The 15601-nt window shown below is 65.8% G+C and carries 16 protein-coding genes; 12 read left to right on the forward strand and 4 right to left on the reverse strand.

What is annotated here, in order from left to right; genetic code table 11:
* Window positions 1-9: 9 nt before the first annotated feature.
* From I8J29_RS11130 to I8J29_RS11145, 4 genes are all read left to right on the forward strand, one after another.
* A complete protein-coding gene (locus I8J29_RS11130) occupies window positions 10-1347 on the forward strand; it encodes a glycosyltransferase family 2 protein (RefSeq protein WP_208847683.1) in 1338 nt (445 codons plus the stop codon).
* Between the two features lie 165 nt (window positions 1348-1512).
* Window positions 1513-1800, forward strand: a complete 288-nt coding sequence (locus I8J29_RS11135) for a nucleoside-diphosphate sugar epimerase (protein WP_208847684.1) — start codon at window positions 1513-1515, stop codon at window positions 1798-1800.
* Window positions 1801-1825: 25 nt separating this feature from the next.
* A complete protein-coding gene (locus tag I8J29_RS11140) occupies window positions 1826-2164 on the forward strand; it encodes an alpha-helical endospore appendage domain-containing protein (protein ID WP_208847685.1) in 339 nt (112 codons plus the stop codon).
* Window positions 2164-2616 carry a hypothetical protein gene (locus I8J29_RS11145; RefSeq protein ID WP_208847686.1) on the forward strand — a complete coding sequence of 151 codons (453 nt, stop codon included), beginning with the start codon at window positions 2164-2166 and terminating at the stop codon, window positions 2614-2616. The genes I8J29_RS11140 and I8J29_RS11145 overlap by 1 nt, the downstream gene beginning before the upstream one ends.
* Before the next feature lie 298 nt (window positions 2617-2914).
* Here I8J29_RS11145 and I8J29_RS11150 read toward each other — a convergent pair whose 3' ends face one another.
* From I8J29_RS11150 to I8J29_RS11160, 3 genes are all read right to left on the reverse strand, one after another.
* The gene (locus tag I8J29_RS11150) at window positions 2915-3358 is read right to left on the reverse strand and encodes a VanZ family protein (protein WP_208847687.1); all 444 of its coding nucleotides are present in this window, start codon (window positions 3356-3358) and stop codon (window positions 2915-2917) included.
* A gap of 677 nt (window positions 3359-4035) precedes the next feature.
* Window positions 4036-4617 (reverse strand): metal-dependent hydrolase, encoded by a 582-nt coding sequence (locus I8J29_RS11155; protein ID WP_208847688.1) that lies wholly within the window; start codon window positions 4615-4617, stop codon window positions 4036-4038.
* Between the two features lie 460 nt (window positions 4618-5077).
* Complete coding sequence (locus tag I8J29_RS11160) at window positions 5078-5290, reverse strand: cold-shock protein (RefSeq protein WP_240546093.1); 213 nt, start codon at window positions 5288-5290, stop codon at window positions 5078-5080.
* Between the two features lie 223 nt (window positions 5291-5513).
* Between I8J29_RS11160 and I8J29_RS11165 the strand changes: the two genes are divergently transcribed.
* From I8J29_RS11165 to I8J29_RS11200, 8 genes are all read left to right on the forward strand, one after another.
* Window positions 5514-6605, forward strand: a complete 1092-nt coding sequence (locus I8J29_RS11165) for a CgeB family protein (protein ID WP_208847689.1) — start codon at window positions 5514-5516, stop codon at window positions 6603-6605.
* Complete coding sequence (locus I8J29_RS11170) at window positions 6599-7783, forward strand: CgeB family protein (protein WP_240546094.1); 1185 nt, start codon at window positions 6599-6601, stop codon at window positions 7781-7783. The genes I8J29_RS11165 and I8J29_RS11170 overlap by 7 nt, the downstream gene beginning before the upstream one ends.
* A 184-nt stretch (window positions 7784-7967) precedes the next feature.
* Window positions 7968-9491, forward strand: a complete 1524-nt coding sequence (locus tag I8J29_RS11175; protein ID WP_208847690.1) for a glycosyltransferase family 4 protein — start codon at window positions 7968-7970, stop codon at window positions 9489-9491.
* Between the two features lie 41 nt (window positions 9492-9532).
* A complete protein-coding gene (gene wecB, locus I8J29_RS11180) occupies window positions 9533-10630 on the forward strand; it encodes a non-hydrolyzing UDP-N-acetylglucosamine 2-epimerase (protein ID WP_208847691.1) in 1098 nt (365 codons plus the stop codon).
* The gene (locus tag I8J29_RS11185) at window positions 10620-11603 is read left to right on the forward strand and encodes a polysaccharide biosynthesis protein (RefSeq protein WP_208847692.1); all 984 of its coding nucleotides are present in this window, start codon (window positions 10620-10622) and stop codon (window positions 11601-11603) included. The genes wecB and I8J29_RS11185 overlap by 11 nt, the downstream gene beginning before the upstream one ends.
* A complete protein-coding gene (locus I8J29_RS11190; protein ID WP_208847693.1) occupies window positions 11600-12433 on the forward strand; it encodes a dTDP-4-dehydrorhamnose reductase family protein in 834 nt (277 codons plus the stop codon). Before I8J29_RS11185 ends, I8J29_RS11190 begins: the two co-directional genes overlap by 4 nt.
* Window positions 12430-13410 (forward strand): NAD-dependent epimerase/dehydratase family protein, encoded by a 981-nt coding sequence (locus I8J29_RS11195; RefSeq protein ID WP_208847694.1) that lies wholly within the window; start codon window positions 12430-12432, stop codon window positions 13408-13410. Before I8J29_RS11190 ends, I8J29_RS11195 begins: the two co-directional genes overlap by 4 nt.
* Before the next feature lie 55 nt (window positions 13411-13465).
* On the forward strand, window positions 13466-14260 hold the full coding sequence (locus tag I8J29_RS11200; protein WP_208847695.1) for a glycosyltransferase: 795 nt from the start codon (window positions 13466-13468) through the stop codon (window positions 14258-14260).
* Window positions 14261-15092: 832 nt separating this feature from the next.
* Here the strand turns inward: I8J29_RS11200 and I8J29_RS11205 are convergent.
* Window positions 15093-15470, reverse strand: a complete 378-nt coding sequence (locus tag I8J29_RS11205) for a VOC family protein (protein WP_208847696.1) — start codon at window positions 15468-15470, stop codon at window positions 15093-15095.
* Window positions 15471-15601 lie beyond the last annotated feature (131 nt).

The following is a 15601-nucleotide window of genomic DNA, read 5'->3' on the forward strand; positions in this document are numbered from 1 at the left end:
AGGTACGCCATGAAAAAACAAGCGCAAGCGCGCCAGCGCCGCGTCCTTAAGGGCCTGCCCCGCAAGCGGACCGGACGGCGGACGGCCCGTTCGGGGAACCGTTTCGACGCCGGCGCGAACGCGGGCTATTCCGAGGGCGTCCGGGCCGGGCTCGAAACCTTCGGGACGGTGTTCGACGGCACGAGCATCATCATTCCGAGCTATAACCAGCTGGATTACTTAAAGAAATGCCTCGCGAGCATCAACGTGCACACGTCCGTTCCGTACGAGATCATCGTCGTGGACAACGCGTCCTCGGACGGCACGGGCGCCTACCTGCAGTCCGCCGGAGCCGGCGGCGTCGTGCGCTGCCGGGTGCTGGAGCGCAACCGGGGCTTCGCCGGCGCGGTCAACGTCGGCCTGATGATGGCGCGGGGATCGAGCCTGCTGCTGCTCAACAACGACACGATCGTCACGGAGCGGTGGCTGGACAATCTGCTCGCCTGCCTGAACAGCGACCCCGCCGTCGGCATGGTCGGGCCCGTCACCAATTACATCAGCGGCGACCAGCGCATCGAGGTGTCCTATACGGACGAGCGCGGCATCGCCGCGTTCGCGCGCCGATTCAACGTCGCCGATCCCGCGAAGTGGCAGCCGACCGACAGGCTGACGGGCTTCTGCCTGCTGTTCCGGCGCGAGCTGTTCGAGCGGACGGGGTATTTGGACGAAGGGTTCGAGATCGGGAATTTCGAGGACGACGATTACAATATCCGGGTGCGGCTGCAGGGCTACCGGCTGCTGACGGCGCGGGACACGTTCATCCATCATTTCGGCAGCGTCAGCATGAAGGCGCTCGGCGAGAAGTTTCAGGAAGTGAACGACCATAACCGGGACGTCTATACGGCGAAATGGGCCAATCCCCACGAGCTGATCCAAGCGTCCCGGCTGCCGGAAGCGGACCGGCCGGCCCAGGGCGAGACGGCGTTCTACCCGCAGGGCGTCGCGGTACGCGGCGCGACGGCGACCCGCTACTGGATCGAAGGCGGGCTGCGCCGGCCGATCGCCGGCGAGACGGGCATGCCCGTCGTCCGCCTCTCGCAGATCGACGTGCGCCGCTGGCCGCTCGGCGAGCCGATCGCCGCGGACGCGGCGGACGCGGCCTGGCTCGCGCTGCCGCCGGTCTGGGAAGACGGCGGCGCGCTCTATCTGGCCGAGAACGGCTTGCGGCGCCGGCTGCCGACCGCGCGGGCGGCGGAAGCCTGGGGTCTGCAGCTTCGCCGCGGCGAGGCGCTCGCGCCCGAGGAGCGGGCCTTGCTCGGCGAAGGGCTGCCCGTCATCGTGCCGGCCCGGGTTGCCGAGCGGCTGTAGCGCGAGGGGCAAGCGGGCAAGGCCGCGGGGGCGCATGCGCGCCCCGTTCGCGTTCCCGGCGCGTCCCGCTGTACCGCGCGGCGGAGGCCGCGCATATGCTGGTAGTGACCGAAGCGGCAGCGCGCCGAGCGGCGCGGCATGCGATAAGGCAAGGAGGACGGAGCCATGCAGCATACGTTAACGGAAATGATCGAGCATATGTCGCATTCCCACGAACAAATCTCGCGCATCCTGGAGGGCAAACGGCATGTCGCCGTCAGAATGGCGCAGCTCGTGCACGCGCTTCCCGACCAGCATCCCGGATTCGGGGGCTTCGACGAATTAATGGACAATTCCAGAGCGGTGACGGGCAGCGTCGTCGCTTATTTGAACAGCATCGCCGAGCTGCAGGAGTCGCTCGCGGCGACCTTGAGCGCGGTCATGAAGGAGTTTGCGGTCGAGGACGAAGAATAAGGCGGAGGAAGGGGAGCGAACGTTCATGAGTCGGGAATCGGCATACGCCAAAATGCTGGACGCCTCCGCCAAGGTGCAGCTGAACGTGGCGATGATCTTGGAGGCGAAGGCGCTGGAGGCCGAAAAAGTGCGCTCCTGGATGATCAACCACGTCACGCCGGACGCGTTCGGCGATCAGCAGGAGCATTTGAAGGCCGCGCTTCAGATCCACGAGCAGCTGGTCGAAGTGATCGACGGGCTGACGAAGCTGAACATGGGCATGACAAACGTGCTGAAGGCCGCGCTGCGCCACGAGGTCGACGCGGAAGGCGGGTTCGAGGGCATGCTCGGCGGCGGCTCCTTCGATATGGGAGACAAAGAATAGTGGACCGGGACCGCCTGGAGCGCGAGGCGCGCATCGCGCTGATCGGCGCGCTGTCCCGCAGCCAGACGGCCGTCGCCCGCATCTTGGAAAGCGTCGGCGACATGACCCGGCACGACCCGGCGATGGCCATGTCCATCCGGCGCAATTTGAAGTCGCTCGCCGTGATGCAGCGCACGCTATCGGAGATGGTGCGCGCCATGGAGCGCCGTCCGGCGCGGCCGGCGTCCGGCAGGAGCGCGGCGAAGCCCTGGCTGACCCGCGGCGCGGCGCTGCCGGGAGGAGCCGGGGAACCGCCGAAGCGCAAAGGAGGAAACCGAAGTGGTCGCACCAGCCGTCAGAACGAAACGGCGCACAGCGGCGGGGAAGAAACGCGCGAGCAGCGCGGCGCCGCGGCAGAAAGGCAATCGGACCAAGTCCCGCGCGGGCTCGGCCGCGGGCAAAGGCAGAGGTAAGGGCACGCCGGCGGCGCGCAGGCGCCGTCAGGCGACCCGGCGTTATAACGCGGCCTTCGACGCCGCTTACAATCAGGGGTACAACCTCGGCTTCGCCAAGGGCTTCGAGGACGGCCACCAGATTGCCTACGAGCAGCAGAACGGTTGAAATCGAAAAGCGCCCGGGGCACGGAACGTGCCCGCGGGCGCTTTTGCGATGCGGGGGAGGACAAGCCGCTCATCCTTCGCCCGCGCGAGACGCGACAAGCGGCGCGCGGCAAACCGCCGCAACGGCACACGCGGCAGAAGCAGCGACGGTTTATTTCTGGAGGCTTCTTCGGCCGCGGCGCTTGGCCGCCGGACGGTTTGGCTCGGCGAGCAGCGTCCAGGCCAGCACGATGCCCGCGCCGTCGATCAGCACGTCGAAGAGCCGGCCGTCGCGGCCGAAGAACAGCTGCAGCACTTCGGTCAGGACGGCGTAGCCGAAGGCAGGGACAAGGCCGAACCGGCTGCGGCCGAAGCCGGTCAGGATCGCCGCGAGGATGCCGAAGCCGGTAAAATGGCCGAGCTTCTGGAACAGGTACCATTTCATTTGGAAGCTGTGAATGTCGGCGAGCGGCAGCTGGAACAGCTGATGCCAGTCCGGATGCTTGTTCAGATGAAAGCTGACGGTCCGGTGTTTGATCATGCGCTGGAAGCTGTACGTGCACGTGCAGACGAACAGAAATAAGCCCCACAGGAGCGCGAAAACGTATCGAATCATGACGCACCTCGTTCGCTAACCAAGTTCGGTACATTATGGTTCAATCCGTCCGCGAAGTCAAGTCGGCGGGGCGGAGCTGCCGAGCGGCCGCGGAGGCGGTGCCGGCAGGCGCGCCGTCGCACTCGCGCGGGGAACCGCGGGTGCCGGAATGGCGAACTGCCCCGCACCGGCACAGAGGCGCGGACCGGAGCCGCCTAGCGAACGGGCTACCGCCGGCGGGGCGGCGGGTCGCCGAAGCGAAGCGGCGAAACGCAGGCGTAGATACGTAGGTGGGCAGAAGCGCAGGTGCCTCGGTCGGTGCCTCGGTGCCTCGTGTGCTGGGTTAGCATTTGCAGGGCTGAACGCTTTCGCGGCAGCCCTCCGGGCTCCGCGGCCAGGAGCGCCGCTATTTGCGCGTTTTGACGGTTCGCCGGCTTTTGGCGGACATGCGTTCCGCTATTCGTCCGAAACGATGCCGCGGGCTCGCTACGGCTAGGCAATAACGGATCTGGTGGCCGCGAAACCAGCCAAACGGCTGAATTTCGATAAATAACGGCTCTCCTGGCCGCATATCGATCGTTGCGCGATTTCTGTTCGGGCGATTTCTATTCGGCGGAGGCGTTCGCGCTGCGTCTCACCCGCGTCCGGCTTCCGCACCGCCCCGACCGGATCCGCCGGTCATTCCAGCCCGACCCGGGTCAGCCGAGCATATCGGACAACAGCGAGCCGAGCAGCAGCAGGCCCAGAACGGCGGACGACCAGTAAGGCCACGCCCTCCCCGATCCGGATCCGGCCGACTTGGAACGGGCGAGCGCGGATCGGAAGTAGAGCAGGAAACCGCCGGCGATCAACGCGCCTTCGAGCGCGGCGCTCGCCGCGGGATGCGTCCAGAGCCCGAGGCCGAGCAGCGGCAAGCCGCCCGGGTTGCCCGGCAATATCGGCAGGTCGGGACGATGGACGAGGAGGTCGAGCAGCCAATGGCTGAACACGACGAGCCCGACGACGATGCCGGAGCGCCGGCCGAGGAATCGGCCGCCGAGCCAGGCCGCGAGCACCGCGATGAGCAAGGCGCCGGCAAGCGAATGGGTATAGCCGGCATGAATGAGACTGCTGCCGTAACCGCCGCCTTCGACGACGGTATCGATCGTTTCCCGCCCGCTCAGCAGCAGCGGCACGAACGCGACGTCCAACAGCTGCGTGCCCAGCATGAGCGCCCACATCGGCGTCCGTTTATCCGCGGCTTTCACGGCAGCCGCAAGCCCGAAATGTCCAGCGAACATCAGCGCATCCCTCCCGTGCGCGAACGACCTCTCGCCATTCCCCCGACCCGGGCGTCCAGCAGCCCGCAAACAACCGTAAACAGCAGCACGAACACGATAAAACTCATGAATGAATTCCTCCGATCCAATATTATAACCATCGGTTACTAACCTATGGTTATAATATAACCGGTGGTAACTTATGTCAATAGGCTAATTACGTTATCCGATCGTCGTCGGGTCGCCAAAGAGGGTCCGGCATAGGACGATCGGGCAGATTCGGTGTTCCGGCATGGAACGAACCGGAGGCTTGCCATGCAGGTCCTTTCAACAAAAAACCAGGGAACCCCCGTCCTAGCCAAGACGGGGGTTCCCTGGTTTTTTCGGTTCTCTTCCAAAGATTTTCAAAGTCCTCCGGTGTAAACCCGCCCGCAGGCATGACATGTTCACCAATCAGCCTTTGAAAATCCCACAGCCTGTCTTATTGGAAGCCGCGTTTCGTTCCGTTCGTCAAGACCGGCAGGCTTTTGATTTCGCTCGTCATGCTGGAATGGCAGATCGGGCAGCTGGGATGTTCCCCGAACGAAAAATCGCTCCGCATCCAGCAGGAGCAATTGTCGTTGGTGCAGGTCCAGATGGACGTATCCTCCTCGGGGATCGGTTCCGCTTGCTTCTTCGAGAAATGAATGATCAAGACCTCCTTCGTTCGTGCCTTGGGCCTCTTTTAATATGTGACGGCGCTGCCAGATTTATACTTCCTTTTTTGCGGTTTCCGAACGAAGGCGCCGCGAGCGCCGAAGTACGTTCGCCTTGGGGGTCATCAGCCAATTTTGACGCGCGCGCGGACAAGTGACCATGAGCCTTGCCCGTCATTCGCATATATTGCACAGAAGAATGAACATCCAGGGGTGGGGACTGTGCAAACGAAGGAACATGGAACCGCCCGGGCGTCCCGGGCGGGCAACGCATCGGGCTACGCGGACGGTTTGCGGGACGGCGCCTGCGAGTATTTGGTCCGGCATCTGCAGCCGGCCGCGCCGCCGAAACGGGACTGCGCCGTGCTGTACGTGCCGCAGGGCTTCGAAGCGATCGACCAAGGCGTGATCGAGGCGCTGCGCCGGACCGTGCGCGAGGTGTACGTGGCGGAGGCCGCGAGAATGGCGGAGCACGCGTCGCTCGTCCGGCCGGATTGGATGCTCGTGCTGAACGGGCTGCACGTATTCCCGCCGGATCATTTGGAGCAGGTGGATGCCGTCCGTTCGCTCGGCATACGGACGGCTATTTGGTTTGCCGACGACCCGTACGTCACGGCGGACACGATGTACATCGCCCCGCGCTACGACGCGGTGCTGACGCACGAGCTGAGCACGATCCCGATGTACCGGGAACGGGGCTGCGCGAACGTGCATTACATGCCGCTCGCCGTCGACCAGGCGCGGTTCAAGCCGATGAAGGCGGAGGCGAAGTACCGCAGCGATATTTGTTTCATCGGCCAGGCGTTCTGGAACCGGGTGGAGATGTTCGACGCCATCGCGCCGTATCTGAAGACGCGGAAGGTATTCATCGCCGGCGGGCTATGGGACCGGCTGCGCAGCTACAAGGAGCTCAAACGGTTCATCCGGCCCGGCTGGCTGCCGGTCGAGGAATCGATCAAGTACTACAACGGCGCGCGCATCGTCATCAACCTGCATCGGACAACCGAGGCGGGCAAGGACAACAAGAACGTCCTCGACCTGCCGGGCCGGTCCATCAATCCCCGCACGTACGAGATCTCCGCGTGCGGCACGCTGCAGCTGACCGATACGCGGGAGGACCTGCCGCAGTATTACAGCCCCGGCGCCGAGCTCGAGACGTTCGGAAGCGCGGAGGAGCTGATTGCGAAGCTGGACCATTACTTGACGCACGAGGACGAACGGCGCGCCATCGCGCTCCGGGGGCTGCGGCGCACGCTCGCCGACCATACGTACGTCCGCCGGCTGCAGCAAATCGCGGAGGTGCTGGGATGGTAGCGGGCGCGCCGCGGATCGCCGCGCGGAAAGGCAGGCGAAGCGGCGGAATGACCGCCGCCAAACGAAGACGCCGCAGAGGCGCGCGGGCGGGGAGCGCCAAGCACCCGGGCGCCGTCGCCGGCTTCCGGTCGGGCTGGGAGCACGGGCACTGGTTCGGGCGCTGCGAGGCCGCGCTGCAGGGCATCGTCCAGCCGCCGCCGCCGCTGAAGCAGGCGCATGTCCTGTTCGTGGCGACGGGGAAGGGCTTCCCGTATTCGCCTCTCGACGTGGCGATCGCCGACTCGTTCCGGGGCCAAGTGACGCAGCTGACGATCACGGACACGAAGCAGCCCGTCGCCGACCTGGCCCTGCGCATCCGGCCGGACGTCGTCATCGTGCTCGACGGCCTGGAATTCGACGTCGCGCAGGTGGACCGCATGCGGGAAGCCGGCATCCGCACGGCGATCTGGTTCACGGACGACCCGTACTACACGGACATTACGTCCCGGCTGGCCCCGCACTACGACGTCGTCTTCACGCTGGAGCTGGTCTGCGTCGACTATTACCGGCAGCTCGGCTGCGCGAACGTGCATTATTTGCCGCTCGGGATGGACCCCGCGTCCTTCCGGCCGCGCAACCCGGAGCGCGCCCAGCGCCACGAGGTCTGCTTTATCGGTTCGGCTTATTGGGGCCGGGTCGCGATCTTCGATCAGGTGACCCGGTATCTCGCGTCCCGGGATACGCATATTTCCGGCATCTGGTGGGAGCGGCTCAAGGATTTTCGCCTCATCTCCCCCAAGATCGAGCTCGGCCGCTGGATGGGACCGCTGGAGACGGCGGGCAATTACAACGGCGCCAAGATCGTCATCAACATGCACCGCTCCCCGTTCGACGAGACGTTCAACAACAACACCGGCGGCATCGGGGCGGTCTCGCCGAACCCGCGCACGTTCGAAATCGCCGGGTGCGGTACGCTGCAGCTGACGGACGTCCGCAGCGACCTGGTCTCCTTCTACACGCCGGGCTACGACATCGTCACCTACGAATCGCCGCAGGAAATGATAGAGAAGATCGACTATTACCTGAACCACGAGGAGGAGCGGCAGCTGATCGCCATGCGCGGCATGCTCCGCACGATGCGGGACCACACGTACGGCAAGCGGATCGAGCAGCTGCTCGGGCTGCTGTTTCCGGGATAAACGGCCGTCCGGGACCGGCGCCCGGACGGCGGGGCGCCATTTTGTGCGTTTGCTGGCGGTTCAAGTGTCGTGCCGCTTCAATCGCCTTCCAAATACTATATAAAAACTAGGTTCGAAGAGTAGAGCGATCCGGGACGGAGGTGAACGCCTGCCCGTGGCCAGCGCCAACGGGCGAGGCGGCCGTTTGAAGCAAACGAAGCCGAAGATGCTGTTGTTCTCGCACATTTGCAGTCCGCAGTACGTGACGGGTGCCGAGAAGCTGTTGTTGTTCATGATCCGCGAGCTCCTGCCGGTTTACGCCTGCACGCTCGTCGTGCCGACCGAAGGCGTCATCGCCGGCCATGCCCGCAAGCTCGGCGTGCCGGTCATCGTGCAGGACATTCCGCTCGTCGTCCCGCTCTACCTGGCGCTCCCGCACCTGCACGAGGAGCTCGCCGCGAAGCTGCGGGAGCCGGCCTGGGGCGGGCTGATCCGGCTGCTGCTCCGGGAGCAGCCGCAGGTCGTCCTCGTCAACACCTGCGTCCATCCGCTGCCGGCCATCGCCGGCAAGGCGCTCGGCATCCCGGTCGTCTGGTCGGCGATGGAAGCGATCTGCGAAACGCCGCACACGGCGGCGTCGGCCGCGCTGATCGAGGCGCACGCCGACTTCGTGCTCGGCATCTCCGAGACGACGCTCGCGCCGCTGCGCACGCCGGGGCTGCTGCCGAAGACGACGCTCATTCCGCCTTCCTGGCACCAGGCGGAGCTGCAGCCGGAAGGCTGGACCCGGCATCGCGCCAACCGCCGGCGGCAATTCGGCTTCGCGGAGCACGAGCGCGTGGTCGGCTACATCTCCTCGTCCATCTTCGAGGGCAAGGGGCTCGAGCATTTCATGCAGATGGCCGTCCGGACCTCCGCCGTCCATCCGCATGCCCGGTACCTGATCGTCGGCAATCCCGTCGACGCGCCGTACTTCGAGCGATGCCTCGGCATCGCGCGGGAAGCCGGCGTGCTGGACCGGTTCCGGTGGCTCCGGTTCGAGGAGCAGGTGGCGACGGTATATCCCGCCATGGATCTCCTCGTCGTGCCGAGCCTGATGGCCGAGGGTTTCGGGATGACCGCGCTCGAGGGGATGGCGTGCGGCAAGCCGGTCGTCGTCTACGGGTCCGGCGGCCTTGCCGAGATCGGCCAGGCGACGGGTAACGCCGCCTACGTCGCGCCGACGGGCGATTACGACGGCCTCGCGGGCCGCGTGTCGTCCCTGCTCGCCGACGAAGCGCTGCTGCAGGCGGCCGGCGCGCAGAACGCCCGCGAGGCGCAGGCGGTATACGGCATCGCCGCGTACCGGGAGCGGCTGCGCCGGTTCCTCGACGTCCTGAAGCTGCAGGCGCCGCGGCTCCCGCGCACCGTCAAGGGCAGCGGCCCGGCGATCTACCTGCTCGAGCGCGCCGGCCTGCTGCGGCCGTTCCGGACGATGGCGGCGTTCGCCGCCGTCGGCTACCGGCCCGAGGACGTGCGGCTCGTGCCGGACGCCTTCCTCGCCGGCCTGCCGCTCGGCGAGCCGATCGGCGATGCGCCGCGGACGGCGCGGCGGTCGCGCAAGCATCGGCGGACCCGCCGCGGGCCGCGCGGACGCCGCGGGAGCAAGCTCCGTCGCGGCCGCCGGGCGGGGAAGGCGCGCCGCGGCAAGCCGGCCGGCGGCCGGAAGAAGCGGCGCCGCGCCTCGTAGGCGGAAAGCGGCACGCACATTACACCGAAGGAGGAAACATTTTGCGCGTCGTAACGATTTTGGGCACGCGGCCGGAGATCATCCGCCTCAGCCTCATCATTCAAAAGCTGGATGCGCTCGCCGAAAAGCACGTGCTCGTCCATACGGGGCAGAACTTCTCGCCTTCCCTCTCGGACGTGTTCTTCCGCGAGCTGGGGCTGCGGCAGCCGGATGTGCTGCTCACGGACGCGAAGCAGACGCTCGGCGGCCAGCTGTCCGTCATGTTCGCGGAGACGGAGCGGGTGCTGACGGCGCACGAGCCGGACGTGGTGCTGCTGCTCGGCGACACGAACAGCGCGCTCTGCGCGATCGTCGCCGAACGGATGGGCATTCCGGTCGTGCACATGGAAGCCGGCAACCGCTGCTACGATCTCGCGGTGCCCGAGGAGAAGAACCGCCGCGTCATCGACGCGATCTCGTCGATCAACATGCCGTATACGCCGTACAGCAAGGGCAATCTGCTGCGGGAAGGCTTCCCGAGCAACCGGATCGTGCAGACGGGCAATCCCATTCACGAGGTCATCGAGCATTACAAGCCGCGGATCGACGCGAGCGACGTGCTGGAACGGATGGGCCTCGCCCCCGGCGAGTACGTGCTCGTCACCGCGCACCGCGCGGAGAACGTGGACGCGCCGGAGCGGCTGGCCGGCATCCTGGAAGGGTTGAACCGCGTGGCGCGGCGCTTCGGCAAGCGCGTGATCTGCAGCGTCCATCCGCGGACGCGGTCCCGGATCGACGCCGGCACGGTGCAAGTCGAGATGGAGGAACGGGTGGAGTTTTACGAGCCGATGGGATTTTTCGATTTCGTCCGGCTGGAGTGGCACGCGCTGCTCGCCATCACGGACAGCGGCACGGTCCAGGAGGAATGCTGCCTCTTCGGCGTGCCGACGGTGACGATCCGGACGACGACGGAACGGCCGGAGACGGTCGACTGCGGCAGCAACGTCGTCTGCGGCCTGCAGCCGCAGCGGATCGAGGAAGCGGCGGCGGTCATGACGGCGCTGCCCGCGAAGTGGGACTGTCCGGAGGGGTACTTGGCCGGCGGCGTATCGGATAAAGTGGTTAAATTTCTGCTTGGAGGGAAATGGCATGTTTACTAATCAGCGCATTCTGGTCACCGGGGGAACGGGGTCCTGGGGTTACGAATTGATTCGCCAGCTGCTGCCTCAGCAGCCCAAACAAATCATCGTGTTCTCCCGCAACGAATCCAGCCAGGTGGCCATGAGCCGTTCGTTCGAAGATCCGCGCCTCAGCTTCTGCATCGGGGACATCCGCGACAAGGAAGCGCTCATGCGGGCGTGCGAGCGGGTGGATTACGTGTTCCATCTGGCGGCGCTGAAGCATGTGCCCGTGTGCGAGGATCAGCCGTACGAAGCGCTCAAGACGAACGTGATCGGCACCCAAAACGTCATCGAAGCCGCCATCGCGAACAACGTCAAGCGCGTCATCTACATCTCGACCGATAAGGCGGCGAACCCGTCCAATTTCTACGGCATGACGAAAGCGATCGGCGAGAAGCTCATCGTGTACGCCAACCTGCTGAATTCCGATACGACCTTCGTCTGCGTGCGCGGCGGCAACGTTCTCGGCACGAACGGCAGCGTCGTGCATCTGTTCACGAACCAGATCCGCGCGAAGCGGCAGGTGCGCATCACCGACATGCGGATGACGCGCTTCTTCCTGACGCTGCAGGACGCCATCACGCTGCTGTTCAAGGCGTCGCAAGAAAGCGTCGGCGGGGAAATCTTCGTCATGACGATGCCGACCTGCCGCATCGTCGACTTGGCCGCGGTACTGATGGAGGACATGGGCATCGACGCGGAGATGGTCGAGACCGGCACCCGCCCGGGCGAAAAAATCCACGAAATCCTGCTGACCGAGCACGAGAGCACGACGACCGTCGCTTACGACGACGAATACCTCGTCATTCTGCCGACGATCGATATTCCGGGACTGCGCCAGCATTACGGCGCGCACGCGAAAGTGGACTTCGACAGCTACTGCTCCAGCGAATCGCTGATGTCGAAGGACGAAATCCGCGCCATGCTCGTCAGAGGCGGGTTCCTGTCATGAAGCTGCTGATTATCGGGGGGAACGGAATGGCGGGTCACTTGATGATCCGCTATTTCTGGGAAACGCACCCGGAGCACGAGGTCGTCTATACGACGCGGCGGGCGGACGGCCAAGGCGGCCTCGCGCTCGACGCGTCCGACGCGGAAGCGACGGCCGCCCTCGTCCGGGCGGTCCGTCCGGACGTCATCGTCAACGCGGCGGGCGTGCTGAACCAGGACGCGGAGGCGCATCCGGTCCGGGCCTACCTCGTGAACGGCCTGCTGCCGCACTGGCTGCGCTATGCGGCGGACGACATCGGCGCGCGCGTCGTGCATATCAGCTCGGACTGCGTGTTCAGCGGCGAGCGGGGGGCGTACGCGGAGAGCGACCACCCGGACGGCACGTCGGTGTACGCGCGCTCGAAAGCGCTCGGCGAAATGACGTACGGCCGGCATCTGACGATCCGCACGTCGATCATCGGGCCGGAGATCCGGACGCAGGGCATCGGTCTGCTGAAATGGTTCATGGCGCAGAGCGGGACGGTGAAAGGATACGCGAACGTATTCTGGAACGGCGTGACGACGCTGGAGCTGGCGAAGGCGGTCGCGTACGCCTTGGAACATCCCGAGATCGGCGGCCTCGTGCACTTGACGGCGAGCGAGTCGGTCAATAAGCTGACGCTGCTGCTGCTGTTCCAGGCGGCGTTCGAGAAGGAGGACGTCCGGATCGTCTCCGACGACGCGATCCGGATCGATCGGACGCTCGTCGCGACGCGGAAGGATTGGAAATACCGGACGACGGGGTACATCCCGATGCTCGACGAGCTGTCGCAGTGGATGAAACGCGCATGAGCGGGCCGCGCCTGCTCGTGACGGGCGCGGGCGGGTTTTGCGGAGAGCATGCGTGCCGCCATTTCGCCGCGCTCGGCTGGCGCGTCGTCGCCGCGGTGCGCCGGCTGCCGGAAGCGGGGGCGCCGGAGCGGGCTTGGCTCGGTGCCGCCGAAGCCGTGCTCGCCTGCGACCTCGCCTCGCGAGCCGAGACGGAGGCGCTCGTGGCGGACGCGGAGCCGGATTACGTGCTCCATCTGGCGGGGGCCAACGCGGTCGGCGCCTCTTGGAGCGACCCCGCCGCGGTGCTGCAGAGCAACGTGATGGGCACGGTGCATTTGCTCGAAGGCGTGCGGCGGCGCGGCAAGCCGTGCCGCGTCCTGGTGGCGGGCTCCCTGCTGCGCTTCCCGACAGCCGTTCCCGGCGGGCCGGACGGTGCGGGCGGCGTCGTCGGCGCCGAGGGAGACGGGGCAAAGCCGCAGCATCCGTATGCCTTGAGCAAGACGATGCAGGTGCTCGTCGCGCGGAGCTGGGCGTCGCTGTTCGGCTTGGAGGTGCTCGTGGCGGAGCCGTCGAACCTGATCGGCCCCGGACGCTCGGGCGGCCTGTGCGGCCTGCTCGCGCGCTACGCGGCGGCCGCGGAGCGCGCGGCAGCGGAGGGCGGGCCGGCGCCGGCGCCGTTTCGCTTCTCTTCGCGGACCGAGCGCCGCGACCTGCTCGACGTGCGCGACGCCGTCGCCGCGTACGAGACGCTGCTCCGCGCCGGCGAGAGCGGCCGCGCGTATGCCGTGGCGTCCGGCGCCATGCGGACGCTCGGCGAAATCGCGGGCGTCTTCGGGGAACTGGCGCGGGTGCCGCTCCCCTGGGAATTCGGCGATTCGGACGCCGCGTCGCCCGCGCCGGCGGACCCGGCGGCGGTCGTTGCGCTCGGCTGGGCGCCGCGGCACGCGCTGCGGACGTCGCTGCGGGACGCGCTGGAGGACGCGCGGTCGCGGCGCTGAGGCCGGCGGCCGCGCTCGTCCGCGTACGGGAGATAGTTTGAAGGAGGGAACGAAGATGGGATCGAATGCCGGCAAGCCGCTCGTCACGATCGTCATTCCGTTCTATAACGATCCGTACTTGGCGGAGGCGATCGAGAGCGCGCTCGGGCAGACGTACGGCGAGACCGAGATCATCGTCGTCGACGACGGCTCGACGAAGCACCAGGAGCAGCTACGGCGATACGAGGGCCGCGTGCATTACGTCGGCAAGGCGAACGGCGGCACGGCGAGCGCGCTGAACGCCGGCTTTCGCCTCGCAAGCGGCAAGTACGTGGCGTGGCTCAGCTCCGACGACCGGTTTTACCCGGACAAAATCAAACGGCAGGTCGAGGCGATGGAGCGCACGGGCTTCCAGATCAGCCACACCGGGTTCGACGTTCTCGACGGCCGCGGCAAAATGACCGAGTTCGACGTCATTCCGCCGGGCCTCGAGCAGGGACAGTTTTACCGGGCGTTCCGGACCTCCAACCCCGTGAACGGCTGCACGGTCGTCATGACCAAGGAGCTGTTCGACCGCATCGGTCCCTTCGACGAGTCGCGCCGCTACACGCACGACCTCGACTATTGGTTCCGCGTCCTGCTCGCGGGCGTGCCGTTCCTGCTGTTGCCGGAGCCGCTCTGCGCTTATCGGCGCCACGAGGCGATGGGCACGGTGAAGCACGGCGAGGCGGTCGCGCTGGAGACGAAGGACACGTTCGCGAAGTACGCGGCGCGCTGGGAGACGTACTTGAAGCGGCTGGGCCTGTTTCCGCGGACGGCGTCGCAGCCGTCCCGGAAGCGGACGGCCGGCCAGCGCGGCGCGCAGCGCTGAGGGCGCGGGGGAAACGAAAAGCCGGGCGTCGCGAATTGCGATGCCCGGCTTTTTCGGCTGGCGGCTTATGTTTGAGTCGTTGGAAGGCGGACAGGCAGTCCGGCCGGATGCGAGACGGCGCGTTTACGCGCCCGAGAAGGCGTCCAGGTAACCTTCATCGATCCGGGGGTTGGCGCAGCTAGCGATGGGGAAGGTAATCTAGCAACCTACCTAGCCTCGAGCATGCGCGTTTCGCGACCAGGAAGGTGACCGGGTACCCTACATCCCCACAAATCCGCGCAGTCCGGGGCCAAGAAGGCGATCTAGTAACCTACCTAGCCTCGAATCTGGCCGTTTCACACCTAGGAAGGTAACCGGGTAACCTACATCGCCATAAATCCGCGCAGTTCGCGGCCAAGAAGGTGATCTAGTAACCTACCTAGCCTCGAGCATACGCGTTTCGCGACCAGGAAGGTGACCGGGTAACCTACATCGCCATAAATCCGCGCAGTCCACGGCCAAGAAGGTGATCTAGTAACCTACCTAGCCTCGGATCTGGCCGTTATCACCTAAGAAGGTGACCAGATACCCTACATCCCCATAAATCCGCGCAGTCCGCGGCCAAGAAGGTGGTCTAGCAACCTACCTAGCCTCGAGCATGCGCGTTTCGCGACCAGGAAGGTGACCGGGTACCCTACATCGCCATAAATCCGCGCAGTTCGCGGCCAAGAAGGCGATCAAGCAACCTACGTAGAAGCTGGCTTGTCCACTCGCACCATTGGGGCAATCCAGCTCCTCCCCCGCTATAGCTGCTCCCTCGACGAACCGCCCAGCTAGCGCGCCCCCGCGCTCCTCAGGCGAACAGGCTGATCAAATTGCCGTCGGGATCGGCGACGATCGCGTAGCGCTGGCCCCAAAAGGCGTCCCACGGCTCGCGGCGGCCTTCGTAGCCCCGCTCGACGATGCCGCGGTAGAGCGCGTCCACCGACGAAGCGTCCGCGCAGCGGAACGCCAGCTCGATCCGGTGGCCCGACGGCCGCTCCCAGCTGCCGTAGACGCCCCGCGCGACCTCGACCGTGTCGAAGGCGATCCGCACGCCTTCCTGCGCGATTTCGACATGCGGCTCGCGGTCCGCCGTTTCGGGGATTTCGAAGCCCAGCGCGCGGTAAAAACCCAGCGCCTTTCCCATATCCTCGACCACGATGCCGATCATATCGAGTTTTACGGTCATTTTCGATCGACTCCTTTCATTTTTGTACCAGTATACCACAGCTAAAACCAATTTCTTCCTATGAAACTCGCAGCCGTGCTTTTCAAATATTCTCCGCGAAGGTACAATGGTAGCAGAGAACACACGTTTGG

Source organism: Paenibacillus artemisiicola (genome assembly GCF_017652985.1).
In the GTDB taxonomy this organism is placed as follows: Bacteria; Bacillota; Bacilli; order Paenibacillales; family Paenibacillaceae; genus Paenibacillus_Z; species Paenibacillus_Z artemisiicola.

Bases quoted from the DNA above. Each gene is read 5' to 3' on its own strand.
- I8J29_RS11135 (WP_208847684.1), top strand. From the start codon at position 1,513: ATGCAGCATACGTTAACGGAAATGATCGAGCATATGTCGCATTCCCAC.
- I8J29_RS11130 (WP_208847683.1), top strand. From the start codon at position 10: ATGAAAAAACAAGCGCAAGCGCGCCAGCGCCGCGTCCTTAAGGGCCTG.
- I8J29_RS11170 (WP_240546094.1), top strand. From the start codon at position 6,599: ATGGTAGCGGGCGCGCCGCGGATCGCCGCGCGGAAAGGCAGGCGAAGC.
- I8J29_RS11150 (WP_208847687.1), bottom strand. From the start codon at position 3,358: ATGATTCGATACGTTTTCGCGCTCCTGTGGGGCTTATTTCTGTTCGTC.
- I8J29_RS11195 (WP_208847694.1), top strand. From the start codon at position 12,430: ATGAGCGGGCCGCGCCTGCTCGTGACGGGCGCGGGCGGGTTTTGCGGA.
- I8J29_RS11155 (WP_208847688.1), bottom strand. From the start codon at position 4,617: ATGTTCGCTGGACATTTCGGGCTTGCGGCTGCCGTGAAAGCCGCGGAT.
- I8J29_RS11190 (WP_208847693.1), top strand. From the start codon at position 11,600: ATGAAGCTGCTGATTATCGGGGGGAACGGAATGGCGGGTCACTTGATG.
- I8J29_RS11205 (WP_208847696.1), bottom strand. From the start codon at position 15,470: ATGACCGTAAAACTCGATATGATCGGCATCGTGGTCGAGGATATGGGA.
- I8J29_RS11200 (WP_208847695.1), top strand. From the start codon at position 13,466: ATGGGATCGAATGCCGGCAAGCCGCTCGTCACGATCGTCATTCCGTTC.
- I8J29_RS11185 (WP_208847692.1), top strand. From the start codon at position 10,620: ATGTTTACTAATCAGCGCATTCTGGTCACCGGGGGAACGGGGTCCTGG.
- I8J29_RS11140 (WP_208847685.1), top strand. From the start codon at position 1,826: ATGAGTCGGGAATCGGCATACGCCAAAATGCTGGACGCCTCCGCCAAG.